We start from the raw sequence: 25,059 nt of genomic DNA on the forward strand, positions 1-25,059 counted from the left end.
CTTAGGCCGCCATCGTCTCCGCGAGATGCCGCACCATCTGCATGTCCTCGATGAAGAGGGTGTGTTGTCGTTTGCGTTCGGCTTCATCCGGCAGGCGCAGCAGGAAGGACGGGTGGATGGTCGGGTAGAGCACGACGTCGCCCTGCATGGTGATCGGCTTGCCGCGCAACTGGCTGAGCGGCTTGCGTTCGCCGCTGAGCGCAAAGACGGCGGTCGCGCCGAGCGCCACGATGAGCTTCGGCTTGACGACTTCCACCTCCTTGGCCAGCCACCAGCGGCAATGTTCGATTTCGTTGCGGTCAGGCTTCTGGTGGATACGGCGCTTGCCGCGCGGCTCGTATTTGAAGTGCTTCACCGCATTGGTGAGATAAAGCGTATCGCGCGCGATGTCGGCCTCTTTCAACACGGCATCGAACACCTTGCCCGCCGGGCCGACGAAGGGGCGGCCGGCCAGGTCCTCCTGGTCGCCCGGCTGCTCGCCGACCATCATGATGCGGGCATCCGGCGGCCCCTCCCCGAACACGGTCTGGGTGGCCGTACAATGCAATGGACAGCGCTGGCAGCGGCGCGCCTCCTCGCGAAGCCCCTCGATGGTATCGGCCGCGGCCGGCATGATCTGCGGCAGCGCCGGCGCATTCTCGCGCAGGCGATAGTGGAAGAGCGGCGGGTCGCTTGCCGCGCGCTCGGCCATGGCGCGCACATTCGCCTCGGCATTGGCGATGAGTTCCGGGATCAGGTCGGCTTCCGGCAGATGACGCCAGTATTTCTTCGGCATCTCCGCCTGCATGGCCTTCAGCTTCAGGCGCGCTGGGTTGAAGATGCTGGCATAATAGGTGCGCCACAGATCGTCCGTCGGGTCGCCATGGCCGGGATTGTCGCCCGGACGTGTATCGAAGATCAGGCTCTCGCCATCCCAGCTCGCCGTACCCTTGGGCGTGGCGATGATCCAGTCCATGTCGGCAAAGCGCCGCCGGAAGAAGGGCGCGGTGCGGGCCACGACGAAATGCGACGGTTCGAACCAGGCGAAGAAGCGCCGCCGCCCCTCGACCTCGCCGGGGATTTCCTTGAAACGCACGAAGGCCGTCATCTTGTGGCTGTCGCGATGGATGTTCTTGGCCAGGATCCGCGCCCAGGCGACATCCTTGTCGGCCGAAAGCTCCAGCAGGCGCTTGTCGGATTGCAGCCGCCAGAGCAGCCGGTAGAGGAGATGGAACCGGCCCGGCTCCGTATGGCAGACGACCGCCTCGGCCAGCGGCAGGAAGGCCGGCGGCACGGTGAGAGGCGGCGCCGTGGCGGAAGGCGCGGGCAATTCGGGAACCTCGACCTCGAACAGCTCTTCCGATCCGTTGACCCGCCAGTCGACCTCGCGCGGCGAGATGCCAGCGGCGGCGAGTGCGCGCGCGGCATCGCGCCATTCGGAAAAATCACCCCGGCCAAGGAGAGGGATCGTGTGCATCAGAGCAACGAAAGCTGTTCCGGTTTGCGCGCAAACAGCGTCTTCAGGTCCGCACGGTCGGCAAGGCGCCGCGGCGTCCAGCCTTCCGCCTCGATGAAGGCGCGCACCTTGCGCAGCGAAACGCCGAGCCGCGCCAGGTCCTCCAGCCGCAGGCGCCGGAAACGCCGGCTGGACAGGATGGCCGTCACCGTCTTGGTGCCCATGCCCGGAACCCGCAGCAGCATCTCGCGCTCCGCCCGGTTCACATCGACGGGAAAGCGCGCACGGTTGGCGAGCGCCCAGGCGAGCTTGGGATCCATGTCGAGATCGAGCATGCCGCCGGTTGCCGAGGTGATCTCGTCTACACCGAAGCCGTAGAAGCGATAGAGCCAGTCCGCCTGGTACAGCCGATGCTCGCGCACCAGCGGCGGCTTGATCAGCGGCAGCGCACGCGAGGCATCGGGAATGGGGCTGAAGGCGGAATAATAGACCCGTTTCAGCCCATAGCTGCCGTAAAGCCGCGCGCTGGTCTTGAGAATGGTCGCATCGTCGGCGCCGTCGGCACCGACGATCATCTGCGTGCTCTGGCCGCCGGGCACGAAACGCTTGCGCTGCTTCGTGCGCAGCGTCGGCTCACCAGCTGCCTCGATCTTGCGGCGCAGGTCGCCCATGGCGCGCCGAATGCCGTCCGGCCGCTTTTCCGGGGCGAAACGCCCGATCCCGGCATCCGTCGGCAGCTCGATATTGAGCGACAGGCGATCGGCATAGAGCCCCGCCTCCTCGATCAGCTCAGGCGCGGCATCTGGAATGGACTTGAGGTGGATGTAACCGCGGAAGCCGTGCACGGTGCGCAGGTCGCGCACCACCCGCACCATTTCCCCCATCGTATGATCGGGCGAGCGGATGATGCCCGACGACAGGAACAACCCCTCGATATAATTGCGCCGGTAGAATTCCAGCGTCAGCCAGATCACCTCGTCCGGCGTGAAGCGCGCGCGCTCCACATTGCTGGAGGAGCGGTTGATGCAATAGGCGCAATCGAAAACGCAGAAATTGGTGAGCAGGATCTTCAAGAGCGAAATGCACCGCCCGTCCGGCGCATAGGCATGGCAGATCCCCGCCCCCTCCGTGGAGCCGAGGCCTCCCGACTTCACGGAGTCGCGTTTTTCCGTTCCACTCGATGCGCAAGAGGCATCGTATTTGGCGGCATCCGAAAGAATGGCCAAACGTTCCTGCAGCGATTTCTTCATATTTGTTCACTATATGTTCTAATGAGGAGAGTCAACGGAAAACGGCGGGGTCGGCGGCTCAATAGCCGCCGACGATGGGGAGCACCTCGCCCGTGATGTAGCTGGAGCATTGCGGCGAGGCGAGGAAGACATAGGCGGGCGCAAGCTCTTCGGGCTGGGCGGGCCGCTTCATCGGGGTCTGCGCACCGAATTTCGAGACATCCTCGGCCTCCTTGTCGGAGGGGTTGAGCGGCGTCCAGACCGGCCCCGGCGCAACCGCGTTCACGCGAATGCCCCGCGGCACCAGCTGGCTGGCAAGCGAACGGGTAAAGGCGTGAATACCGCCCTTCGTCGTCGAGTAGTCGATGAGGTCCTTCGACCCTTCAAGCCCGGTGACGGAGCCCGTGTTGATGATCGCCGAGCCCGGCTCCATATGGGGAATGGCGGCCTGCGCCATATAGAAGTAGCCGTAGAGATTGGTCTTCAGGGTCTCGTCGAAATGCTCCTCAGTGAGGTCGAGGATATCCTTGCTGTGGACCTGGAAGGCGGCATTGTTGACGAGCACATCGAGCCGGCCGAGATCGCGCACCACGCATTTCACCGTCTGCACGCAGAACGCCTTGTCCTTGACGTCGCCGGCAAAAGCGATGCAACGGCGCCCTTCGGCTTCCACGGCGGCGATGGTATCCTTCGCATCCCGGCCCTCGGCGAGATGGCAGATGGCGATATCAGCCCCTTCCCGCGCATAGAGCACCGCGACCGACCGGCCGATGCCGGAATCACCGCCCGTGATGAGCGCGACCTTCCCTTCCAGCTTGCCCGATCCCTTGTAGAAGGGCGCGTCATACATCGGTGGCGGATCGAGCTCCGCCTCCAGGCCGGGTTTCGGCTGGTGCTGTTTGGGAAAAGGCGGCACGGGATAAAGGCGCGCGCCGGCCTGCATGGCCTCCGGCTCCTGGCTGTCGCCCTTGCGGTCAGTCTCAGCCACATCCTCCTGGATATCGCGCTGCTTTGCAGCCGTTCTTGCGGATTGGTGGGGCGTCATGACAACCTCCTCAAAGCTGGGTGGGGCGGATATTGTCGACGCGAACGGTGCCGTCGACGACCCCACGCGGACCGTCCGCCGAATAGGTCGAGTCCGTCTCGTCGATGACGGTGTAGAGCTTCTCGTTGCGGAAGGCGCTCGACGACGTCGTGGAATTGCCGTCGCCGGGAAGCGCATCGATTTCGGTGAAATCCAGCTCCGCTTCCGCCGCCACGACGCGCGCGTCGCCGCTGGAACGGGCGCGCACCACGACTTCACCCTGGTTGGGCGCGTTGTCCCAGTTGGTGTCGGAAGCCGCCGCGACCGGGACGAGCCGGTAGAGCTTCAGCTGCTCGACATCGGAATAATCCGCAACCGGTGCTTCCCTATCCTGCCGCGGTGCGTTTTCGTCGAAGCCGGCCGACCAATCCGCATCCGGCCCACGCGTTCCGGGCGGCGTGCGATGCGCCGTCGCATCGTCGCATCGTCGCTGCCGGTGATGACGCGCGGCTTGGCGCTTACAACCCCGTCATTGGTGCTGCCCGCCTGCGAGACCGCGAACTGCGGAGCGGCATCGGCCTCGACCGTCGTCCTGCGCCCCGTCTGCGCGGACACCACATCGCCGGAACCGGCAACGGGCACCACCGGAACCACCTGCTCGTCCTTTTCCTGATAACCCGCTTCGCGGCGGCCCTCGTCATGCAGCGCCTGGCTGCCGGAAACCTCGCCGGCGAGCTGCTTGAAATAACCGGATATCTTGTGCATCACGCTCATGGTCTTTCCTCACAATCTGGTTTCGAGACGCGCCATCGCTGCCTTGAGGATCGCGCGCAGTTCGTCGTCGGCGATCTGCTGGGCGGCGAAGGCCGGATCAGGGTCGCTGCCCGGATCCTCCTCGTGGTCGATGACCGTTTCATTGTCGCGCGCCATGGCGACAAGCGCCTCGCGCGCCGCAGGAATGCCGGCCATGACAGAGATGAGTTCCACCAGTAGGCGCCTGTGTGCGTTGATCCTGCCTTCCAGATGAATCGTGTCGTCAATGGCCATTGTTGCCTCCTGCCTGAACGGCTAACGGAAGCCCCGCGCGAATGTTCCGAGCGGTGAACGGCTACCCCTGCGGCGAAAAAACTGGCTTTCGGAACGGGCAATCTGTTATAAGGGGCGTTCGAATGTTTCAGACGGTTCCGGGGATTTCTCTCCGGGGGCCGTTTTCTTTTGCGTTCACGCGGGCCGAAATCCGCGTGGTGCAGTCTGAAGGACAGGATAAAATGGTTGAAAAGGTGCCGATGACTCAGGGCGGTTTCGTCAAGCTGCAGGAAGAACTGCGCTGGCGTCAGCAGGAAGAGCGTCCGCGAATCATTGAAGCGATTGCCGAGGCGCGCGCCCATGGCGACCTGTCGGAAAACGCCGAGTACCACGCGGCCAAGGAAGCCCAGAGCCACAATGAAGGCCGCATCACGGAGCTGGAGGATTTCGTCGCCCGCGCCGAGGTCATCGACCTCTCCAAGATGTCCGGAGACAAGATCAAGTTCGGCGCGCGCGTGAAACTCGTCGACGAGGACACCGAAGAGGAGAAGGTCTACCAGATCGTCGGCGACCAGGAAGCCGATGTGAAGCAGGGCCGCATTTCCATCTCCTCGCCCATCGCCCGCGCCCTCATCGGCAAGGAAGTCGGCGATTCGATCGAGGTGAACGCTCCCGGCGGCGCCAAGGCCTACGAAATCCTCGCCGTGACCTGGGGCTGACCCCTTCCTCCATGGCATACATAAAGGACATGCAGGACGTCGAGGTCATCGCGCCGAATTTCAAGCGGCGGCTGTCCGGCGTGACGTCCACGATCATCCAGCTTGTCCCCGTACAGAACCGGCTCGGCCAGAAGGTTGCGACCCTCGGGCCGGGCTTGCCCGCCAGCCTGCCGTCGATGCGCTGGCGCCACCTTCTTTCCCTCTGGACGGCGCCGGCGCAGAAGCCGTTCCGCGTCTGGCACGCCCGGCGCAATCTCGAAATGCTGCCGGGCATCCTGATGCGCGATCTGTTGCGCATGAAGCTCAGGCTGGTCTTCACCTCCGCCTCGCAGCGCGCCCATAGCGGATGGACCCGTTTCCTCGTCTCGAAGATGGATGCGGTCATTGCGACCAGCGAAAAGACGGCGTCCTACCTGCGTGTCCCCAATACCGTCGTCCTGCACGGCATCGATATCGCCCGTTTCTCGCCGCCGGCCGACAAGGCCGCGGCAAAGAAGGCCTGCGGGCTGGATGGGAGCCGGAAATTCGTCGGCTGCTTCGGCCGCGTGCGCCACCAGAAGGGCACGGACCTTTTCGTCGATGCGATGATCGCGCTCTTGCCGCAACGGCCGGCCTGGTCGGCCATCGTCGCGGGCCGGACCACGCCGCAGCACGCCGCCTTCGAGGCGGAACTGAAGCGCAAGGTCGAGAATGCCGGCCTGTCCGACCGCATCCTCTTCGTCGGCGAGCACACCAATATCAATGACTGGTACCGGGCGCTGGATCTGTTCGTCGCACCACAGCGATGGGAAGGTTTCGGCCTCACCCCGCTCGAGGCGATGGCAAGCGGCGTTCCCGTCGTCGCGACGGATGTGGGGGCCTTTAGCGAGCAGATCGTGCGCGGCGCGGAAGAGACCGGCACGCTCATTGCCGCAAATGATCTGTCGGCGATGACCTCGGCGACTGCGGCCCTGCTGGACGACGATGCCCGCCGTGAGGCCGTCGGCGACCGGGCACGACACCATGTCGCAACCCATTTTGCGATCGAGAACGAAGCCCGGCGGCTGGGCGAGGTCTATGCCCGCGCGGTGGGCCGTTGAGCCGGCTTAAAGCTCGACCAGCCCGACCTTCTTGACCTGGCGGATCGTCAGCATGGTGCGCACCGTATCGACCTGCGCATTGGCGGTCAGTTCCTCGATGACGAAATCCTGGAAGCGGGTGAGGTTTTCCGCCACGCAATGCAGCAGGTAATCGCTGTCACCGGACACCATCCAGGCCTGCCGCACCATCGGCCATTCGCCGGTGGCCGCCGCGAAGGCCTTGAGGTTGGCTTCCGACTGGTGCTTGAGTCCGACCATGCAGAATGCGACGAGATCGTAGCCGAGCGCCGGGGCGTTCAGAAGCGCCGTATAGCCCTCGATGATGCCCGCCTCCTCCAGCTTGCGCACGCGACGCAGGCAGGGCGGCGCGGAAATGCCGGCGCGCGCGGCAAGCTCCACATTGGTCATCCGGCCATCCGCCTGAAGCTCCTTCAGGATACGGATGTCGATGGCATCGAGTTCGGCACGAAACATGGAAATTTACAGACCTTTCGGGAGGGCGACCGGAAGTGATCCGAATCGGCGCAACAGCGCAACATTGTTACTGCAAGAGGCACAAATATGTCACGGGGGTCCGCTTGCTTGTTGGCAACGGCCCACGCGCACTTGAAACTCGCGGCAGTCCCCTCATAAATGAGAGCTGAACATCGATAATGCTGGCCTTGGCCTGCGCGACGACGCCGCGCGGCGGGCCGATTGGGGCAGAATGCCCCGGAAGGAACGACCATGTCCGCCGCTACCGCGAATTCGCGCCACGTCAAGGTGCTGATCATCGGCTCCGGCCCCGCCGGCTACACCGCCGCGATCTACACGGCCCGCGCCATGCTGGAACCCGTGCTGATCGCCGGCATGGAACAGGGCGGCCAGCTGATGATCACCACGGATGTGGAAAACTATCCGGGCTATGCCGATCCGGTGCAGGGCCCGTGGATGATGGAGCAGATGCTCAAGCAGGCCCAGCATGTCGGCGCCGAGATCGTCAACGACCTCGTGACCAATGTCGACCTCGACGTGCGCCCCTTCCGCATCTCCACCGACAGCGGCACCCAATGGACCGCCGATGCGCTGATCATCGCCACCGGCGCCAAGGCCAAGTGGCTCGGCATCGAGACCGAGCACAAGTTCATGGGCTTCGGCGTTTCTGCCTGCGCGACCTGCGACGGCTTCTTCTACCGCAACAAGGACGTCATCGTCGTGGGCGGCGGCAACTCGGCCGTGGAAGAAGCGCTCTACCTCGCCAACCTCGCAAAAACCGTGACCGTCGTGCACCGCCGCGACACCTTCCGGGCCGAGCGCATCCTGCAGGAGCGCCTGTTCGCCAAGGAGAACGTCAGGATCGTCTGGGACCACGAGGTTCTGGAATATCTCGGCGCGGACCCCAAGCCGCCGATGCCGGCCTCCGTCAACGGCGTGCGCCTGCGCAACGTCAAGACGGGCGACATCAGCGACATGGCGACCGACGGCGTCTTCGTCGCGATCGGCCATGCGCCGGCCGTCGAACTCTTCAAGGGCAAGCTGCGTCTCAAGCCGAACGGCTACCTGTGGACCGCGCCCGATTCCACGGCGACGGACGTGCCGGGCGTTTTTGCCGCAGGCGACGTCACCGACGACATCTATCGCCAGGCCGTGACGGCCGCCGGGATGGGCTGCATGGCGGCCCTGGAAACCGAAAAGTACCTTGCAGGTCATATGCCTGTCGCAATTGCGGCCGAGTAGAAGCCGCCAACCAAGGGAGGCGGATTCCATCCGACCTCCCACGTGGGAACAGTTGAATCAGCGACCGAGCGGGAGACGTCGTCTGCCCGCAGGAGGGACTTATGGGGGATAGAATGCCGCTCGATTGGGACAAGCTGCGGATATTTCACGCCGCGGCCGAGGCCGGCTCGTTCACGCATGCGGCGGACAAGCTGCACCTGTCTCAATCGGCCATCAGCCGGCAGGTCAGTGCGCTGGAGCAGGATGTCGGCATCAAGCTGTTCCACCGCCATGCGCGCGGACTGATCCTCACCGAGCAGGGCGAAATCCTCTACCGCACCGCGCATGACGTGCTGATGAAGCTCGAAGGCGTGCGCGTCCAGTTGACGGAAAACACCGAAAAGCCGAGCGGCAAGCTGCGCATCACCACGACCGTCGGCCTCGGCCAGGGCTGGCTGACCGACAAGGTGCAGGAATTCCTCGCGCTCTATCCCGACATGCAGGTCCAGCTCATCCTCGACAACGAGGAGCTGGACGTGAACATGCGCCACGCCGACTGCGCCATCCGCCTGCGCGAACCGCAGCAGTCGGACCTCATCCAGCGGCGGCTCTTCACGGTGCACATGCATATCTATGCCGCGCCGTCCTACATCAACCGCTATGGTGAACCGCAGTCGATCGACGACCTCGACAATCACAAAATCATCACCTTCGGCGAGCCGGCGCCCAACTACCTGCTCGACGTCAACTGGCTGGAAATCGCCGGACGTGATTCGGACAATCCCCGCCCCTCCATCCTGCAAATCAACAGCCAGACCTCGATCAAGCGCGCCTGCCTGCTGGGTATAGGTGTCGCAATGCTTCCCGATTACATCGTCGGACGCGACCCGGGGCTGCTTCAGCTTCCGCTGAGCGCGGATATTCCCTCCTTCGACACCTATTTCTGCTATCCAAGTGAAATGAAAAACTCGGCGAAACTCAAGGTTTTCAGGGATTTCATCGTCGCCAAGGCGCGCAACTGGAACTTCTGAGCAAGGCCTGCGCCTCGTGCATGGCTGGCATGCACATAAAATGGTTGCCGCTTGCTCAAAAAACCATCATATCGCGCCCAGCTGATGCATTTCGGTGGCTTTTTCCTCCCAGTGCCACCGCACCAGCTGTTCCCCTCTGGAGGTTTTATTACCTTCAAAACTATAAAGGGCCCAAGTTGATCTTGTGGCCCTCTTTTTTTGCCTTTCGTTAACCAAGTTGGAATTTCCAAGTTTCTCGCAAAACTTGGCACGCGTTTGCCTTGAAGAAACGCAAGCGCTGCCCCATATTTATCTCAGCCAACGCACATGCGGTCTTTCTCCTCCCAGTACCGCGCGCTGGCTGTTCCCCTCTGGAGGTTCTTAACCTTCAAACTTCGTAGGGCCCAGGCTTACGCTTGTGGCCCTCTTTTTTTGCCCTGCCCCTTGTATCGCGCAAACGCGATCCCAATATCGGATAAAAGCGATATACACCGATCGGACGCAACAGGCATGACCGCCCCCGAACCCGACACAGACGAAATCCTGAAGGCGCTGGCCCATCCCACGCGGCTGGAGATCCTTGCCTGGCTGAAGGAGCCGCAGGCCTATTTCGCCGGCCAGGAGCATCCTCTGGATTTCGGCGTCTGCGCCGGACAGATCGAAAAACGCTGCGATCTTTCGCAGTCCACCGTTTCCGCCCATCTTGCCACCTTGCAGCGCGCCGGTCTCGTGACGACGCGCAAGGTGGGCCAATGGGTGTTCTTCAGACGCGACGAAGACAAGATCGCGGCCTTTCTCCACCACATCAACAGCACCCTCGAGCCGGCATCCAGCCAGAAAAAGGATACTCCATGACCTCGCTCTTCGACCCCATCAAGATCGGCGACATCCAGCTTGCCAACCGTATTGTCATGGCGCCGCTGACGCGCAACCGCTCTCCGGGCGCGGTGCCGAACACGCTGAATGCCGCCTATTACGAGCAGCGCGCATCGGCAGGCCTCATCATCACCGAAGGCACGCCGATCAGCCAGCAGGGCCAGGGTTATGCCGACGTGCCGGGCCTCTACACGCCGGAAGCGCTTGCCGGCTGGCGCCAGGTCACGGATGCCGTGCACAAGTCCGGCGGCAAGATCGTCGTGCAGATGTGGCATGTCGGTCGCGTCTCCCATGACAGCCTGCAGCCGAACGGCGGCAAGCCGGTCGCCCCCTCTGCCATCCAGGCCAAGTCGAAGACCTATCTCATCGATGCCGACGGCAGCGGCTCCTTCGCCGAGACGTCCGAGCCCCGGGCGCTTGCCCGCGAGGAGATCGCCGGCATCGTGGAAGACTATCGCCGCGCCGCCCGCGCCTCGATCGAAGCCGGCTTCGACGGCGTCGAGATCCACGCCGCCAACGGCTACCTGATCGATCAGTTCCTGCGCTCGGGCAGCAACCAGCGCGACGACGACTACGGTGGCTCGATCGAAAACCGTGCCCGCTTCCTCTTCGAGGTGGTCGATGCCATCGCCTCCGAAATCGGCGCCGGGCGCACCGCCATCCGCATCTCGCCGGTAACACCCGCCAACGACGTCTTCGATCCGGCGCCGCAGCCGCTCTTCACCCATGTCGTCGAAGGCCTTGCGCGCCACGGCCTCGCCTATATCCACGTCATCGAGGGTGCCACGGGCGGTCCCCGCGATTTCCAGCAGGGCGACGCCCCGTTCGATTACGACGCGCTGCGCGCCGCCTACCGGGCCGCAGGCGGCACGGCGGCCTGGATGGTCAACAACGGCTACAACCGCGAAATGGCCATCGATGCAATCGAGGAAGGCAAGGCAGACCTCGTCGCTTTCGGCAAGCTCTTCATCTCCAACCCCGACCTCGTGACGCGCCTGAAGAACGACACGGTTCTCAACGCGCCGGACAAGGATACCTTCTACGGCGGCGGCGCGAAGGGCTACACCGACTACCCGGCGCTGGAAAACGTCGCCTGACCGGTTGAGGCCATGGCCGGAGGGCCAACGTCCCCTGGCCCGTCATTTACCCACGAGAAAACGCCCGCGTCGCAGCACGCGGGCGTTTTCTTTTTGCGCGGCGCGGCTACATCTACCGATGGATCATCTGCCACGGAGCCGTCCGCCCATGCTTTCCAGCCTCACCAAGGAACGTTTTCTCTTTGCCGGCCTCGCCGCGGCGGTCCTTGCCTATGCGACGGAACACAGCCTGCTGGAGATGGGGCGTCCGGCGATGCTGGCGGCCGCCTTCGCGCTGATCGCGGTCATCGTGCTGGTCTCCACCCGCGTGGCGCACCACGCCGAAATCCTCGCCTCGAAGGTGGGCGACCCCTACGGCACGATGATCCTGACACTCTCGGCGGTTCTGGTGGAGGTGGTGATCCTCGCCATCATGATGCAGGGCGAGACCTCGCCCACGCTCGTGCGCGACACGATCTACGCTGCCGTGATGCTCGACATCAACGGCATTCTCGGGCTTGCCGCCCTGCTCGGCGGCATTCGCCACGGCGAGCAACCCTATAACGACGATTCCGGCAAGACCTACGGTGTGATGATCCTGACGGCCATGGGCATCTCCATGGTGGTGCCGGAATTCGTGCCGCGCGAAAGCTGGCACCTCTATTCCCTCTTCACCATCGGCGCGATGATCACGCTCTATGCCGTGTTCCTGCGCATGCAGGTGGGCGCGCACAGCTATTTCTTCAGCTATGCCTATCCGCGCGCCGAGCGGAAGGAGCGTCCCGAAAGCAGCCCGCCGGAGGAAGAGGAATCCGCGACCGTCTCCATCCTCGTCATCATCGCGGGCGTGGTGCTGATCGGCGCCATGGCGGAAGTGATGTCCGTGCTGCTCGGCGCCGGGCTCAAGGGCACGGGCGCGCCGCCGGCGCTGATGGCGGTGATCGTCGCCGCGATTTCGGCAGCACCCGAAATCCTGACGGCGCTGCGCGCGGCACTGGCCAATCGCATGCAGTCCGTCGTCAACATTGCCATGGGCGCCTCGCTGTCGACGGTCATCCTCACGGTTCCCGTGATGGAAGCCATCGCGCTCTATACCGGCCAGCCCTTCATCATGGCGATGTCGCCGGTCCAGACGGTGATGGTGACCATCACGCTCATCGCCGCCGCCATCAACCTCAACGATGGAGAGACCAACGCCATCGAGGGGATGACGCATTTCATCCTCTTCGCCACTTTCGTCATGCTGACGCTGATCGGGCTATGAAAAAACCCGCCGTCTCCGGCGGGTTCTTCAATCAGGAAAGCGGCGGGCCTTACTTGCAGGCTGCGCAGAAGCGCTGGATGCGCTTGCCGGCTTCCTCCAGCAGGGCTTCCGACGTCGCATAGGAGATGCGGAAGTTCGGGCCGAGGCCAAAGGCCGAACCGTGCACGACGGCAACGCCTTCCGCTTCCAGAAGCTCGGACACGAAGTCTTCGTCCGTCTCGATGACCTTGCCCGACGGCGCGGTCTTGCCGATCAGCCCCTTGCAGGACGGATAGACATAGAAGGCGCCTTCCGGCGACGGGCACTCGATGCCAGTGGCCTGGTTGAGCATGGAGACGATGAGATCGCGGCGGCCTTCGAAGATCTTCTTGTTTTCGGGAATGAAGTCCTGCGTGCCGTTCAGCGCCTCGACAGCCGCCCACTGTGCAATCGAGCACGCGCCGGAGGTCTGCTGGCCCTGGATCATGTCCATGGCCTTGATGAGGTTGAGCGGGCCGGCCGCATAGCCGATACGCCAGCCGGTCATGGCATAGGCCTTCGAGACGCCGTTCATGGTGAGCGTGCGGTCATAAAGGCCGGGCTCGACCTCGACCGGTGTGGCGAACTTGAAGTCGCCATAGGTCAGATGTTCGTACATGTCGTCGGTCAGCACCCAGACATGCGGGTGGCGCATCAGCACGTCGGTCAGCGCCTTCAGCTCGTCATGGCTGTAGGCGGCACCCGACGGGTTGGACGGCGAGTTGAAGATGAACCACTTGGTCTTGGGCGTGATCGCCTTTTCAAGGTCTTCCGCCTTCAGCTTGAACTTGTTTTCCTGTGTCGTCGCGACGAAGACCGGCGTGCCGCCGCAAAGCGACACCATTTCCGGGTAGGAAACCCAGTAAGGTGTTGGGATAACAACTTCATCGCCCGCATTCATGGTGGCCATGAAGGCGTTGAAAAGAATCTGCTTTCCACCGGTGCCGACGATCGTCTGCGCGGCGGTGTAGTCGAGGTTGTTTTCGCGCTTGAACTTCTTTGCGATGGCGTCGCGCAGTTCCGGGATGCCGGAAACCGGCGTGTACTTCGTCTCGCCGCGGTTGATCGCGTCGATGGCGGCCTGCTTGATATTGTCAGGCGTGTCGAAATCCGGCTCGCCTGCGCCAAGCCCGATGACATCGCGGCCTTTCGCTTTCAACTCGCGCGCTTTCTGGGAAACGGCGATGGTGGCGGAGGGCTTCACACGGGAAAGGGCGTCGGCAAGAAAGGCCATGATGGAGATGTCCTCATCGGGTTCAAAGACGGCTTGGCGCCATGGACCCGGAGCGCCGGGCTCCATAGCGGTTAGGTCTATGTCGAAACTGCGCCGGTCTTGCAAGCACGCGATCGAAAAAAAGCAGGAAAACCGGGCTTCCGCGTAAAATTTCATGCACCTCATCACAAAAGCGAATGGATCGCCCGCAAGCGGGAAAGCGCAAACACCAAAAGGTTGAAGCGAAGGAGAAGGATGAGATTTTTACGCGAAGGATTAAGCAGGCCTTAACGGATTGGCCCTATCCTCCGCCGGTCGATGGCCCTCCTGTTGATGGTGCTCTGCATGGGCGAAAGAAGCATCTTCACCAATCTCGTGCGGCAGGCCGACGGTGCTTACAGCGCCGTCTACGGCCCCTATCTCCTGCAATCGGCGCTCCAGCCGATCTTCCGCGAACATGCGGACGGGCGGCTGCAGATCGCCGCCTTCAAGGGGCTGATCCGCGCCAGCGCCGGCGACATGCCGACGTCTCCCGGCGAATTCTTCCAGAGCGTGCCGGAGGACGAGCGCACCGCCGTCGACGGTCTGTGCCGCAGCCTTCACATTCTCAACGCCGGCCTGATCGGCCGGCGTGACGCCGCCCTCATCATGAGTGTCCATTCCGGGCTCTATCGTGCGCCGCACGCCATGCGCCAGGAGGTGGAGTGGCTGCGACTTGCCGCCCATGAGGCGGGCATTGCACCCGAACGGATCGCCTGCGAGATCCGCCAGCTACCCGGCGACGATGCCGAGGCCCTTGCGCTTTTCGCCGACCGGCTGCACGAGGCCGGCTTCTCCATCGCCATCGACGAATATACCGGCGACGACCGCGATCTTGCACGCCTCGAACGGCTGAAGCCGCAATTCGTGGCCTTCGACACATCATGGCTCCACGAATTTGCGGAAAACTCCGCCGGCCTGGCGCTCCTGCGCGTCATGATAAGTCAGTTCTCAGACAGGACCATCGAGGCCATTGTCGGCGGCATTGAGACGCCGGAGACCATGGCGCTCTGCCGCGAGATGGGCGGCCCGCTAATGCAGGGCTTCCTGCTCGCCCGGCCGGAGCTGGCCCCGACGCACTTCAACTCGACCTTTCCCGACATCGGCGAGGACCGTCCCGCAGCGGACAAGCCCGCAGCTATTTCCGACGCCCCCATGCCCGTTGAAAACCGTACCGCAAGACCCGTTCGGCACTTCGGCAGAAGGGGTGTCTAAGACGGCGCGGACAGTCCTTCTATTCGCCTGAAGCATTTGGAAACGTGACATTTTTACCATGCCTTTTTTCCGCCACAATAAATGTCGGGCCTTGCCGCAATTCGGTCCTTGTCGCGCCGATTTCGGCAGGCCTTTTGGACGCCGTTCAAGGAAAAAGCAAAGACAGGGGACAACCATGTTTCTGGATGAAGACAAGCCGGCCAAGTCGCCAAAGCTTCGTGAATCACGCGCCATGTTCCTCATCGCCATGACGGCGCTGGCCGCATGCGTGCTCATGGTGGTCAGCCTGATGTCGCCGCCCGCCGTCGCCCTCGACACGATCAAGACCTCGGGCATCGGCAATGCAGCCTCGCAGCAGGTCCAGCCCGCGCAAAAGTGACACGCCGGCTGCCGCCGCTCTTGCAAGCCGCACGGCTCTGGGTCAGGTAACGGCGAGACGCGGGAGATGGCTATGCAGGCACGGCAGGGACGCAGGATAGGCATATGGAGCGGGGCGGTCTTCGCCCTTGTGGCCGCGCTGCCCTTGTCTTTCGCGCCGGCCTCGGCCGCGCCTCGCATCATTCCCAGCAAGAAGGCGCCGCTCGCCGTCGAAACCGTCGCAAGCGGCCTCAATCATCCCTGGTCCGTCGAAGTGCTGCCGGACGGCAGCTATCTGGTTTCCGAAAAAGGCGGCGCGCTGCGGCGGGTGCAGTCCGGCAAAGTTTCCCCTCCCATATCCGGCGTGCCGGACGTGGCGACGAACGGCCAGGGCGGGCTGCTCGATATCGCCCTCGCGCGCGATTTCGAAACCAGCCGCATTCTCTTCCTTACCTATAGTGCGCGCGGCGATGGCGGCACCGGCACAGCGGTCGCCCGGGCGCGGCTGTCGGAAGACGCAACCCGGCTCGAAGGCACGACCCGCATTTTCCAGATGAACCGCCTAACGACGCGCGGCCAGCATTTCGGCTCGCGCATCGCGGTTGCCGGCGACGGCAGCCTCTTCTTCGGCATCGGAGACCGCGGCGAAGGCGAACGCGCCCAGGATCCGCGTGACCATGCCGGCGCCATCCTGCATATCAATCCCGATGGCACACCCCACGCGGACAATCCCTTCCTCGGAAGTCCGGACGGTCTGGCGGAAATCTGGTCGAAGGGCCACCGTAACCCGCAGGGCATCGCCATCGATCCCAGGGACGGCACGCTGCTGACCGCCGAACATGGCGCGCGCGGCGGTGACGAGATCAACAATCCGCAGCCCGGACACAATTATGGCTGGCCGCGCGTCTCCTACGGCCGGCACTATTCCGGCGCGGAATTCGAGCTCGGCTCGACGTCCAAGGGCTACGAGCCTCCACTCTATTACTGGGACCCATCCATCGCACCCGGCGCCATCGCCGTCTATCGCGGCGCGATGTTCCCCGAATGGGACGGCAACCTGATCGTCGCTGCCCTCGCCTATCAGCTGGTCGCCCGGCTGGAGCGCGACGAGAACGGCGCGATCCTCTCGGAGGAGCGCATGTTCGACGGGGAGTTCGGCCGCATCCGCGATATCGTCGTCGCGCCGGATGGAGCGCTTCTCCTTCTGACCGACGAGGACGACGGCGCCCTGCTGCGCGTGTCGCGGGCCGCGGCGACGGACTGAGCCACCACCCTTGCCCAAAAAACGGGCGCCTGCTAGCAGGATGAAGGGCGCCTTCCGCGCCGGTTACCTCCATCAGGGTGGAATGACATGACGCGCGTTCAGGCGAACCTTCTCCTGTTGCTGGCCGGCGCCATCTGGGGCGCGGGCTTCATCGCCCAGTCGACCGCGATGCAGACGCTGGGGCCGATCTGGTTCATCGGCCTGCGCTTTGCGGTGGCGACCCTCGTCGCCCTGCCCTTCGCCCGATGGGAGCAGATGCGCGCCGAAACCCCCGTCAGCCGCAGGGACATGGCCGGCTTCGTGCTAACGGGCCTTGCGCTCTTCGCCGCCGCCAGTTCGCAGCAGGTCGGGCTGCTCACGACGACCGTCACCAATTCCGGCTTCCTCACCGGGCTCTATGTGGTCTTCACGCCCATTCTCACCGTGCTGATACTGCGCCGCCGGCCGCACTGGGTCATCTGGCCGGCCGCTGTCATGGCGTCCGTCGGCATCTTCCTGTTATCGGGAGGCACCCTTGCGGCATTGACGGTCGGCGACATGCTGACCATCCTGTGTGCGGTTCTCTGGTCGGTCCAGATGATCTGCGTGGGCGTCTTCGCCGGGCGCTCCGGGCGGCCGCTGGCGCTGTCGCTCACCCAGTTCGCCATCTGCGGGGCGCTGGGCTGCGCCGTCGGTGCGCTGTTCGAGCCCATCAGCCTCGCCGCCATCACCGGCGCGCTGCCGGAAATCCTCTATGCCGGCCTGTTCTCCAGCGGCCTCGCCTTCATCGTGCAGAACATTGCCCAGCGCTACACGACCGCGCCGCAGGCGGCGATCTTCCTGTCCAGCGAGGCGCTCTTCGCGGCACTTTTCGGCGTGCTGTTGCTCGGCGAGACCATCAGCACGGCCGGTTATATTGGCTGCGGCATCATCTTCCTCGCCATGCTTGCTGTGGAACTGGTACCGGAACTTCTGCGCGATCGCCGCAAGGACATGCCCGCCGAAGTATGAGGCAGCCGTTTCCCGCAGCCGCACAATATAGATTTGGCCGGGAACCTGCCCCGTCATGGAAGGCGGCGACTTTTTCGGCAATCGCCCGCAATTTGACCAAAGTGAGGCATGTCAAATGCCCGCCAAAACTTTTGCTTGCCAATTTGCCACAAACACATCAATCTTCCTTTGTTCGGGCAATTTGCGGACACGGGAAGACCTTTAATAAAAGCGCGCCGGAGACGCGAAATAATTCCGGGCAGTCAACATCTGGATGATCCCAGGGTCATATGGTTGGCTGGCTGCGGTGAAAACAGGACCCTTTCCTCAACCTCGAGAACTGCCTGCCTAACGCCCTTCGGGGCAAAACTGACGTTCTGCCCGCCGCCAATATACGGGCAGAGAGAAAAGGACCTGACGCATGGCCGAAACTGGCATTGTAAAATTCTTCAACACTGAGAAGGGCTTTGGTTTCATCAAGCCCGACAATGGTGGTGCGGATATTTTCGTACACATCTCTGCTGTACAGGCTTCCGGCCTGAACGGCCTTTCCGAAAACCAGAAGGTAAGCTTCGACACGGAACCTGATCGCCGCGGCAAAGGCCCGAAGGCGGTCAACCTCGAGATTGCCGGCTGAACCGGTTATTTCAGGATTTTTGAGTTGGAGCCCGGCAGTGATGCCGGGTTTTTTCGTTCAGCCTGCGTTCAGCCAAAATCGTCTAGTTTGGTATTGTCATCGACCGGCAAAAGCCGGCGTCCAAAGGAACGATGCCATGAAGAACACAATGAAGGCCCTGGTCCTGTCCGTTGCCGTCGCCGCGACGGCGCTGACCGCAACTGCCGGCGTTTCCCAGGCGCGCGACCGCGACGGCTACTGGCGCGACGGCGGCTATCGTGAACACCGCCGCCACCGTGACCGCGACGCCCTCATCGGCGGCGCGCTCGGTCTTGCCACCGGCGTCATCATCGGCGGCGCGATCGCCTCCCAGCCCCGCTACGATGAACCGCGTTACATCGAGCGCCGCTATGTCGAGCCGGAATACTATCCGGAACCCGAGCGCCGCGTGATCTACCGCCCGGCCCCGAGCTACGAGCCCTGGACCCGGTCCTGGTACGATTACTGCGCCCGCCGCTATCGCTCGTTCGACCCGCAGAGCGGCACCTTCGTCGGCTACGACGGCCGCGAGCATTTCTGCACCGCGGGCTGACAGAACGCACATGAAGAAAAACGGGCGCCTGACGGCGCCCGTTTTCGTTTCACAGCCCGCGCAGGAACGGATTGGTCCGTCGTTCCTCGCCGATACGGCCGCCCGGCCCGTGCCCGCACAGGAACCCGACGTCGTCTCCGAGCGGGAGAACCTTGTCGCGGATCGACTGGAGCAGCTGCTCATGGTTGCCGCCCGGCAGGTCCGTCCGGCCAATCGATCCCTGGAACAGCACGTCGCCGAGATGGGCGAAGCCCTGCTTGCGGTTGAAGTAGATGACGTGCCCCGGCGCATGGCCGGGCGTGTGGGACACCTCGAATTCGTGTTCTCCGAAGGAAACGGTGTCGCCGTCTTCCAGCCAGCGGTCGGGAACGACGTTCGAGACCTTCATGGCGACACCGAAGCGCTGCGCCTGCGTCTCCAGGGCCTGAAGCAACGGCAGGTCGTCCTTATGCGGACCGATGATGTCGAGGCCGAGCGCTTCCTTGAGTTCCTTCGCGCCGCCCGCGTGGTCGATATGGCCATGCGTCAGCCAGATCGCCGTCAACGTGATGCCGTTCTCCTCGACCGTTCGCATGATGGCATCGACATCGCCGCCCGGATCGACGACGACGCCTTGCTTGGTCTCCGTATCGAAGAGGATGGTGCAGTTTTGCTGAAAGGGGGTGACGGGAATGATGCCCGCCTGAAGCATGCCCATGGGGTCCTCGCTTGGTTGCCGCTTGCCCCACCTATAGCCGGAAGCGGCGCCTCACACCAAGCGGGACGTCAGCGAAGGCTTGCCATTTCTTCGGCGGGGCCGGCGACGGGCGAAAGCGAGACGGTCGATAGCAGAACCGTGGCGACGACGATATTGAGCATGGCATAAAGGAAAACCACCGGCCGAAGCCCCCGGGCAACCGTATCGTGCGGCGTCGTCGTCTTGGAAAGCATTGTCCGTCTCCTTGATAGTGCTCAGGAAATAGCCGTGCGGCATCTTTGTTCCACCGTCTTTTACGACGAAGCGCAAAACGCGTCTGTTTCCGCGGAAACAGGGCTTCCGCCTGCACCAGACGGCGAATGCGCCATGCGGACCACACGGATAAATTGACAGTCCCCGAATTTGGCCGCACCCTTCAAGTGCCGAGTCTGTCGGCACGGGTCGCGGGCCCGAGGGCGCTGTGGTCCGAGCGCAACCTGTCCGCCTTTGGGGGGAACCTTCAGCGGACGACCAGGAGGGGAATGTCATGGAAGCATTGATGCCCATCATCACGCAACTCATTGCCGGCGCTGTCGGCGGCAACGTTGCCGGCGCGGCTCTCAAGCAGGCCGCCGTCAGCGTCATCGTCCGCACGATCGTCGGCGCCATCGGCGGCGTGGGCGGCGGCATGCTGCTGCAACTGCTCGGCGGCGAAGCGGGCCTGAGCGGCCTCGTCGCCAACGGCATCGGCGGCCTGGTCGGCGGCGGCGTGCTGACGGCGATTGCCGGTGCCGTTCTCGGCAAGAAATCCGCCTGAACGCGGAACGAAAAACGGCGGCCCGCAGGGGCCGCCGACTTGGATTAGATGATTTGGCCGAAGGTTACTCGGCAGCCGCAGCGACCGGATAGACTTCCTTCATATAGTCGTTCATCAGCGTTTCGCAGATCGTGCCCGGCGTGAAGCGATAGGGGCCGATTTCGGAAACCGGCGTCACTTCGGCGGCCGAGCCGGTCAGGAAGCATTCGGAGAAGTCCGACAGCTCTTCCGGCAGGATGGCCCGCTCGACGACCTGATAGCCCCGGCGCTTGGCCAGTCCGATGACCGTGCGGCGCGTGATGCCGTCGAGGAAGCAGTCCGGTGTCGGCGTGTGGATGACGCCGTCCTTGACGAAGAAGATATTGGCGCCGGTCGCCTCGGCCACCTGGCCGCGATAATCCAGCATCATCGCATCCGCATAGCCCTTGGCCTCGGCGGCATGCTTGGAGATGGTGCAGATCATGTAGAGGCCGGCCGCCTTGGACTTCGACGGCGCGGTCCGCGGGTCGGGACGGCGGTACTCGGCGATGTCGAGACGGATGCCCTTCAGCTTTTCGGCCGGATTGAAGTAGCTGCCCCACTGCCAGATGGCGATGGCGACGTTGATGCGGTTGTTCTGCGCCGAAACGCCCATCATTTCCGATCCGCGCCAGGCGATCGGGCGGACATAGGCCTCGGAGAAACCCTGGCGCTTCAGGAGTTCCACGCTTGCGGCATCCAGCTCCTCGACGGAATAGGGAATCTTGAAGCCGAGAATTTCGGCGGAGGCGTGCAGGCGCTGGTTATGCTCGGTCAGCTTGAAGATGCGCCCGCCATAGGCGCGCTCGCCCTCGAACACGGCGCTTGCATAGTGCAGGCCATGCGTCAGCACATGGATCTTTGCATCCTTCCAGTCGACGAACTCACCGTTGAACCAGATTTGTCCATCCAGTTGATCGAAGGGAACTGCCATCGTGTCATCCTCCGGCGCTCTCACGCCATTCTTTCTGTTGATTGTTTCGCCAATTGCGGTCTAACCAGAAACGGCGGGATTACCTGCGTGGAAAGGTAGTCCAGATTGAGAATCGGGCAAACACCGCGCGACGGTGCCCCCAGGGACCGCAAAAACGATGGGAACCCTTAGCAATCGCGGAAAAATATGTCAACAAAGCTGACATATCTTGCCGAATATTACGCAAGGGCGAGGCGACATGAAAGGAAATGACACCGTGGCCCGACAGATGCCGGACAAAGACGGCAAGAACGAGCTGCACGAGGACGCGATGACCGGCGACGGCCGCATCGACATGGAGATCATCGAGGGTCTGTTCTTCGCCTATCGCGACTTCGTTTCCGATCCCGACGCCATTCTCGAGAAGAGCGGCTTCGGGCGCGCCCATCACCGCGTCGTGCACTTCGTCAACCGCGAGCCCGGCATGACCGTCGCCGATCTCCTCGATACGCTGAAGATCACCAAGCAGAGCCTGGCCCGCGTCTTGAAGCAGCTCGTGGATTCCGGCTATATCCACCAGGTGGCCGGCGCCGAGGACCGCCGCCAGCGCAAGCTCTACCCCACCCGCACCGGGCGGGAACTGGCGCTGGCGCTGGCCGAGCCGCAATCCCGCCGCATCGCCCGTGCATTCGAGAAAATGGGGCCGGACGATCGGCGCACCGTAATCCGGTTCCTCGCCGGCATGCAGAATGCCAAGAGCGACTGACCGGTCTCAGGAGATTGAAGACGATGACGGCTGCCGGCGCGCCTTCCGACGATGCTTCCCACCTTCTCGTCGTCGATGACGACACCCGCATCCGCGACCTTCTCGGCCGCTACCTCGTGGAGCAGGGTTTTCGCGTGACCGTGGCGGCAGATGCCGATGAGGCGCGGCGCAAGCTGCGCGGCCTCGACTTCGACCTCATCATCATGGATGTGATGATGCCCGGCGAAAGCGGCCTGTCGCTCACCAAGAGCCTGCGGGACATCCGGCCCGTGCCGATCCTCATGCTGACGGCGCTCGCCGAATCCCGCGCGCGCATAGAGGGTCTGGAAGCCGGGGCGGACGACTACCTGTCCAAACCCTTCGAACCGCGCGAACTCGTGCTGCGCATCAACAACATCCTCAAGCGCAATGCAGCGCCCGCCGGGCCGAAGATCGAGCAGGTCATGTTCGGCCCCTACACCTTCTCCATCGTGCGCAAGGAGCTGAAGCGCGGCGGCGACCCCATCCGCCTCACCGACCGCGAGCAGGACATCATGCTGCTCTTTGCCCAGCGTGCCGGCGAAACGATCCCGCGCCACGAGCTCATCGGCGAGGAAACGGAAGTGGGCGAGCGCACGATCGACGTGCAGATCAACCGCCTGCGCCGCAAGATCGAGGAGGACCCGTCCAATCCGGTCTGGCTCCAGACCGTGCGCGGCATCGGCTACCGCCTGAGCGTGGAGCAGGGTTGACCGTGCGCGGTCCGTCGGGGAGTGTGGCCACATGACCCTGTTTTCGGCTTTCCGGCGGGATATCGAGCGTGCGCCGTCCGCCGGCTGGAAGCGCTTCACGCGCTGGCTGCGCCACCAGATGCCGACCGGACTCTATGCCCGCTCGCTGCTCATCATCATCCTGCCGATGGTGCTTCTCCAGGCGGTCGTCGCCTTCGTGTTCATGGAACGCCACTGGCAGCTCGTCACGCAGCGCCTCTCCATGGCCGTCACCCGCGACATTGCCGCGATCATCGACCTGATCGAGACCTATCCGCAGGACGACGACTATGCGGAGATCACCCGTATAGCCCGCGAGCGGCTGGAGCTGATCATCTCCGTCGAGCAGGGCACGACGCTGCCGCCGCCGCGCAGCAAGCCCTTCTTCAACATCCTCGACGAGATCCTGAGCGAGGAGATCGTCCGCCAGATCCGGCGTCCGTTCTGGATCGACACCGTCGGCGAAAGCAAGGTCGTCGAGATCCGCATCCTGCTCGACAACAAGATCCTGCGCGTCTATGCGCGGCGAAACCAGGCCTACGCATCGAACACCCACATCTTCCTTCTGTGGATGGTCGGGGCCTCGCTGGTGCTGATCCTCATCTCCATCCTCTTCCTGCGCGGCCAGATCCGCCCCATCCTCGCCCTGGCGCAGGCGGCCGAAAGTTTCGGCAAGGGGCAGAGGATGCCGGAGAATTTCGCGCCACGCGGCGCCGATGAAGTGCGCCGCGCCGGCCTCGCCTTCATTCTCATGCGCGAACGCATCGAGCGCCAGATCGAACAGCGCACCGCCATGCTGACGGGCGTCAGCCACGACCTGCGCACGATCCTCACCCGCTTCAAGCTGCAGCTGGCGCTCGCCGGCGACAAACCCGAGCTTCAGGGCATGGGCAAGGATGTCGAGGACATGCAGACCATGCTGGAAGGCTATCTCTCCTTCGCGCGCGGCGACGCGGAGGAGGATGTCGGCAAATTGCGCCTCTCCGACCTCATAGACCGGCTGTCCCTCGAAGCCGAACTGCACGAGCGCGCCTTCTCCAGCGAAATCGACGGCGACGACGAGATCATGGTGCGGCCCAACGCCTTCACGCGCCTCGTCGGCAACGTCGTTTCCAACGCGCTGCGCTATGCGAAGACCGTGCATGTCGAGGCGCGCCATCGCGCCAAATGGCTGACCGTCACCGTCGACGACGATGGCCCCGGCATTCCGGAAAACGTCCGCGAGGACGTCTTCAAGCCGTTCTTCCGCCTCGATGAGGCCCGCAACCTCGATGCCTCCGGCACCGGCCTCGGCCTTGCCATCGCGCTCGATATCGCCCGCAGCCACGGCGGCAATGTCACGCTCTCAGATAGCCCGTTGGGCGGGCTGCGCGTGACGATCCGCGTTCCCGTTTGACAGGAAGACCCGATGAGCAAAGCCCCGTTCGATGATCTCGCCTGGCTCAATCCGCCGCCCGCCGCGGACGTGCGGGAGGGCAGCCTGCATGTGCGCACCGGCCTCAAGACGGATTTCTGGCAACGCACCTATTACGGATTCCAGCCCGACAGCGGCCATTTCCTGCACCGCCGATGGTCCGGCGACTTCACGCTGGAGACGACCTTTCGCGGCCGCTACGAAACGCTCTACGACCAGGCCGGCCTGATGATCCGCCACGATGAAACGGCCTGGGTGAAATGCGGAATCGAGTTCACCGATGGCGCGAAGCATTTCAGCGTCGTCGTCACGCGCGGCCATTCCGACTGGTCGGCCTTCCGCATCGAAGATGATTTCGACCTGATCTCCGTCCGCGTCACGCGCAATGGCGATGCGCTCTTCATCCAGTACAGGACCGACGCCATGGTGGAATGGCGGATGGCCCGCCTCGCCTATTTCCCGACGGAATATGCCGATCTCTCGGTCGGCGTCATGGCCTGCTCGCCGCAGCGCGAGGGCTTCGAAGCCGAGTTCACGGATTTCCGGCTGGGCCCGCCACTCTCACGCGACATTCACTAGAACGGTGTCAGCACATCTTCTTACCGTTCGGCACCGGCTGGTCCACGCCGGCCAGAACGATCGCGCCGGCTTCATCCTCGAAACCGAGTGTCAGAACCTCCGAACGGACAGGCCCGATCTGTCGCGGCGGGAAATTCACGACGGCAAGCACCTGGCGTCCGACCAGCTGTTCCAGCGTGTAGTGGACGGTGATCTGGGCCGACGATTTCTTCGTGCCGATTTCAGGGCCGAAGTCGATGGTCAGCTTGTAGGCCGGCTTGCGCGCCTCGGGAAACGGCAGCGCCTCGATGATGGTGCCGACGCGAATATCGACCCGTTCGAAATCGGCATAGGCAATGGTTTCGGTCATGGAGGAAGATCCTGCAATCGTTCAGGGCAATTCCCGGGGAACATGAAGTCCGCAAGGAACCG

At 63.5% G+C, this 25,059-nt stretch carries 30 protein-coding genes; 18 read left to right on the forward strand and 12 right to left on the reverse strand.

Translation table 11 applies throughout. The features are described 5' to 3' along the window. Nucleotide 1: 1 nt before the first annotated feature. The 6 genes from K6301_RS09950 to K6301_RS09975 are packed head-to-tail and all read right to left on the reverse strand — an operon-like array spanning nt 2 to nt 4,735. On the reverse strand, nt 2-1,456 hold the full coding sequence (locus tag K6301_RS09950) for a UdgX family uracil-DNA binding protein (RefSeq protein WP_247216571.1): 1,455 nt from the start codon (nt 1,454-1,456) through the stop codon (nt 2-4). After that, nucleotides 1,456-2,685, reverse strand: coding sequence for a putative DNA modification/repair radical SAM protein (locus K6301_RS09955; RefSeq protein ID WP_247216573.1), 1,230 nt, complete (start codon nt 2,683-2,685; stop codon nt 1,456-1,458). Before K6301_RS09955 ends, K6301_RS09950 begins: the two co-directional genes overlap by 1 nt. Nucleotides 2,686-2,743: 58 nt before the next feature. After that, nucleotides 2,744-3,709: an SDR family oxidoreductase gene (locus K6301_RS09960; protein WP_247216575.1), complete on the reverse strand. Its 966-nt coding sequence runs from the start codon at nt 3,707-3,709 to the stop codon at nt 2,744-2,746. Nucleotides 3,710-3,719: 10 nt separating this feature from the next. Next, on the reverse strand, nt 3,720-4,037 hold the full coding sequence (locus K6301_RS09965; RefSeq protein WP_247220568.1) for a hypothetical protein: 318 nt from the start codon (nt 4,035-4,037) through the stop codon (nt 3,720-3,722). After that, the gene (locus K6301_RS25060; protein ID WP_343298926.1) at nt 4,034-4,462 is read right to left on the reverse strand and encodes a hypothetical protein; all 429 of its coding nucleotides are present in this window, start codon (nt 4,460-4,462) and stop codon (nt 4,034-4,036) included. Before K6301_RS25060 ends, K6301_RS09965 begins: the two co-directional genes overlap by 4 nt. Nucleotides 4,463-4,471: 9 nt before the next feature. Next, complete coding sequence (locus K6301_RS09975) at nt 4,472-4,735, reverse strand: hypothetical protein (protein WP_247216577.1); 264 nt, start codon at nt 4,733-4,735, stop codon at nt 4,472-4,474. A gap of 221 nt (nt 4,736-4,956) precedes the next feature. On the opposite strand from K6301_RS09975, the gene greA reads away from it, so the two are divergent. Further along, nucleotides 4,957-5,433 carry a transcription elongation factor GreA gene (gene greA / locus K6301_RS09980; RefSeq protein ID WP_134647113.1) on the forward strand — a complete coding sequence of 159 codons (477 nt, stop codon included), beginning with the start codon at nt 4,957-4,959 and terminating at the stop codon, nt 5,431-5,433. An 11-nt stretch (nt 5,434-5,444) separates the two neighbouring features. Continuing rightward, entirely contained in the window at nt 5,445-6,512 is a 1,068-nt protein-coding gene (locus K6301_RS09985; protein WP_425475331.1) for a glycosyltransferase family 4 protein, read from the forward strand. Between the two features lie 6 nt (nt 6,513-6,518). Here the strand turns inward: K6301_RS09985 and K6301_RS09990 are convergent, their stop codons facing one another. Then, nucleotides 6,519-6,986, reverse strand: coding sequence for an Lrp/AsnC family transcriptional regulator (locus tag K6301_RS09990; protein ID WP_241598151.1), 468 nt, complete (start codon nt 6,984-6,986; stop codon nt 6,519-6,521). A gap of 252 nt (nt 6,987-7,238) precedes the next feature. Here K6301_RS09990 and trxB point away from each other — a divergent pair, with 252 nt between their 5' ends. From trxB to K6301_RS10015, 5 genes are all read left to right on the forward strand, one after another. Further along, complete coding sequence (trxB, locus tag K6301_RS09995; RefSeq protein ID WP_247216579.1) at nt 7,239-8,228, forward strand: thioredoxin-disulfide reductase; 990 nt, start codon at nt 7,239-7,241, stop codon at nt 8,226-8,228. A gap of 113 nt (nt 8,229-8,341) precedes the next feature. Continuing rightward, nucleotides 8,342-9,238: a LysR family transcriptional regulator VtlR gene (locus K6301_RS10000; RefSeq protein WP_247220572.1), complete on the forward strand. Its 897-nt coding sequence runs from the start codon at nt 8,342-8,344 to the stop codon at nt 9,236-9,238. A gap of 489 nt (nt 9,239-9,727) precedes the next feature. Then, nucleotides 9,728-10,072 carry an ArsR/SmtB family transcription factor gene (locus tag K6301_RS10005; protein ID WP_247216580.1) on the forward strand — a complete coding sequence of 115 codons (345 nt, stop codon included), beginning with the start codon at nt 9,728-9,730 and terminating at the stop codon, nt 10,070-10,072. Beyond that, a complete protein-coding gene (locus K6301_RS10010) occupies nt 10,069-11,190 on the forward strand; it encodes an alkene reductase (RefSeq protein WP_247216581.1) in 1,122 nt (373 codons plus the stop codon). Before K6301_RS10005 ends, K6301_RS10010 begins: the two co-directional genes overlap by 4 nt. A 148-nt stretch (nt 11,191-11,338) precedes the next feature. Then, complete coding sequence (locus tag K6301_RS10015) at nt 11,339-12,433, forward strand: calcium:cation antiporter (RefSeq protein ID WP_247216584.1); 1,095 nt, start codon at nt 11,339-11,341, stop codon at nt 12,431-12,433. 49 nt (nt 12,434-12,482) lie between these two features. Here the strand turns inward: K6301_RS10015 and K6301_RS10020 are convergent, their stop codons facing one another. Next, entirely contained in the window at nt 12,483-13,685 is a 1,203-nt protein-coding gene (locus tag K6301_RS10020) for a pyridoxal phosphate-dependent aminotransferase (protein ID WP_134647101.1), read from the reverse strand. Nucleotides 13,686-14,009: 324 nt separating this feature from the next. On the opposite strand from K6301_RS10020, the gene K6301_RS10025 reads away from it, so the two are divergent. The 6 genes from K6301_RS10025 to K6301_RS10050 all read left to right on the forward strand — a co-directional run bounded on the left by K6301_RS10025 (nt 14,010) and on the right by K6301_RS10050 (nt 18,716). Further along, a complete protein-coding gene (locus K6301_RS10025; protein WP_247216585.1) occupies nt 14,010-14,918 on the forward strand; it encodes an EAL domain-containing protein in 909 nt (302 codons plus the stop codon). A 175-nt stretch (nt 14,919-15,093) separates the two neighbouring features. Next, nucleotides 15,094-15,297 carry a hypothetical protein gene (locus tag K6301_RS10030; RefSeq protein ID WP_134647098.1) on the forward strand — a complete coding sequence of 68 codons (204 nt, stop codon included), beginning with the start codon at nt 15,094-15,096 and terminating at the stop codon, nt 15,295-15,297. A 72-nt stretch (nt 15,298-15,369) separates the two neighbouring features. Then, a complete protein-coding gene (locus tag K6301_RS10035) occupies nt 15,370-16,539 on the forward strand; it encodes a PQQ-dependent sugar dehydrogenase (RefSeq protein ID WP_247216586.1) in 1,170 nt (389 codons plus the stop codon). 87 nt (nt 16,540-16,626) lie between these two features. After that, the gene (locus K6301_RS10040) at nt 16,627-17,529 is read left to right on the forward strand and encodes a DMT family transporter (protein WP_247216587.1); all 903 of its coding nucleotides are present in this window, start codon (nt 16,627-16,629) and stop codon (nt 17,527-17,529) included. Nucleotides 17,530-17,929: 400 nt separating this feature from the next. Next, on the forward strand, nt 17,930-18,145 hold the full coding sequence (locus K6301_RS10045) for a cold-shock protein (RefSeq protein WP_134647092.1): 216 nt from the start codon (nt 17,930-17,932) through the stop codon (nt 18,143-18,145). Between the two features lie 136 nt (nt 18,146-18,281). Further along, the gene (locus tag K6301_RS10050; RefSeq protein WP_134647090.1) at nt 18,282-18,716 is read left to right on the forward strand and encodes a BA14K family protein; all 435 of its coding nucleotides are present in this window, start codon (nt 18,282-18,284) and stop codon (nt 18,714-18,716) included. Between the two features lie 49 nt (nt 18,717-18,765). Here the strand turns inward: K6301_RS10050 and K6301_RS10055 are convergent, their stop codons facing one another. After that, a complete protein-coding gene (locus tag K6301_RS10055; RefSeq protein WP_247220573.1) occupies nt 18,766-19,407 on the reverse strand; it encodes an MBL fold metallo-hydrolase in 642 nt (213 codons plus the stop codon). Between the two features lie 74 nt (nt 19,408-19,481). Continuing rightward, on the reverse strand, nt 19,482-19,646 hold the full coding sequence (locus K6301_RS10060; RefSeq protein ID WP_247216588.1) for a hypothetical protein: 165 nt from the start codon (nt 19,644-19,646) through the stop codon (nt 19,482-19,484). A 293-nt stretch (nt 19,647-19,939) separates the two neighbouring features. Between K6301_RS10060 and K6301_RS10065 the strand changes: the two genes are divergently transcribed. Beyond that, on the forward strand, nt 19,940-20,209 hold the full coding sequence (locus tag K6301_RS10065; RefSeq protein WP_247216589.1) for a hypothetical protein: 270 nt from the start codon (nt 19,940-19,942) through the stop codon (nt 20,207-20,209). A 64-nt stretch (nt 20,210-20,273) separates the two neighbouring features. Here K6301_RS10065 and K6301_RS10070 read toward each other — a convergent pair whose 3' ends face one another. Beyond that, the gene (locus K6301_RS10070; RefSeq protein ID WP_247216590.1) at nt 20,274-21,161 is read right to left on the reverse strand and encodes a branched-chain amino acid aminotransferase; all 888 of its coding nucleotides are present in this window, start codon (nt 21,159-21,161) and stop codon (nt 20,274-20,276) included. Nucleotides 21,162-21,417: 256 nt separating this feature from the next. Between K6301_RS10070 and K6301_RS10075 the strand changes: the two genes are divergently transcribed. Genes K6301_RS10075 through K6301_RS10090 form a run of 4 tightly spaced genes read left to right on the forward strand, consistent with a single transcriptional unit; the run spans nt 21,418 to nt 24,648 of the window. After that, nucleotides 21,418-21,906 carry a MarR family winged helix-turn-helix transcriptional regulator gene (locus tag K6301_RS10075; RefSeq protein WP_425475393.1) on the forward strand — a complete coding sequence of 163 codons (489 nt, stop codon included), beginning with the start codon at nt 21,418-21,420 and terminating at the stop codon, nt 21,904-21,906. Nucleotides 21,907-21,929: 23 nt separating this feature from the next. After that, a complete protein-coding gene (locus tag K6301_RS10080) occupies nt 21,930-22,637 on the forward strand; it encodes a response regulator (protein WP_247216592.1) in 708 nt (235 codons plus the stop codon). 31 nt (nt 22,638-22,668) lie between these two features. Continuing rightward, on the forward strand, nt 22,669-24,051 hold the full coding sequence (locus K6301_RS10085) for an ATP-binding protein (RefSeq protein WP_247216594.1): 1,383 nt from the start codon (nt 22,669-22,671) through the stop codon (nt 24,049-24,051). Nucleotides 24,052-24,063: 12 nt separating this feature from the next. After that, on the forward strand, nt 24,064-24,648 hold the full coding sequence (locus tag K6301_RS10090) for a DUF1349 domain-containing protein (RefSeq protein WP_247216596.1): 585 nt from the start codon (nt 24,064-24,066) through the stop codon (nt 24,646-24,648). 7 nt (nt 24,649-24,655) lie between these two features. Here the strand turns inward: K6301_RS10090 and K6301_RS10095 are convergent, their stop codons facing one another. Continuing rightward, nucleotides 24,656-24,997 carry a tRNA-binding protein gene (locus K6301_RS10095; protein WP_134647077.1) on the reverse strand — a complete coding sequence of 114 codons (342 nt, stop codon included), beginning with the start codon at nt 24,995-24,997 and terminating at the stop codon, nt 24,656-24,658. Nucleotides 24,998-25,059 lie beyond the last annotated feature (62 nt).

It is taken from the genome of Shinella oryzae (assembly GCF_023038235.1).
In the GTDB taxonomy this organism is placed as follows: domain Bacteria; phylum Pseudomonadota; class Alphaproteobacteria; order Rhizobiales; family Rhizobiaceae; genus Shinella; species Shinella sumterensis.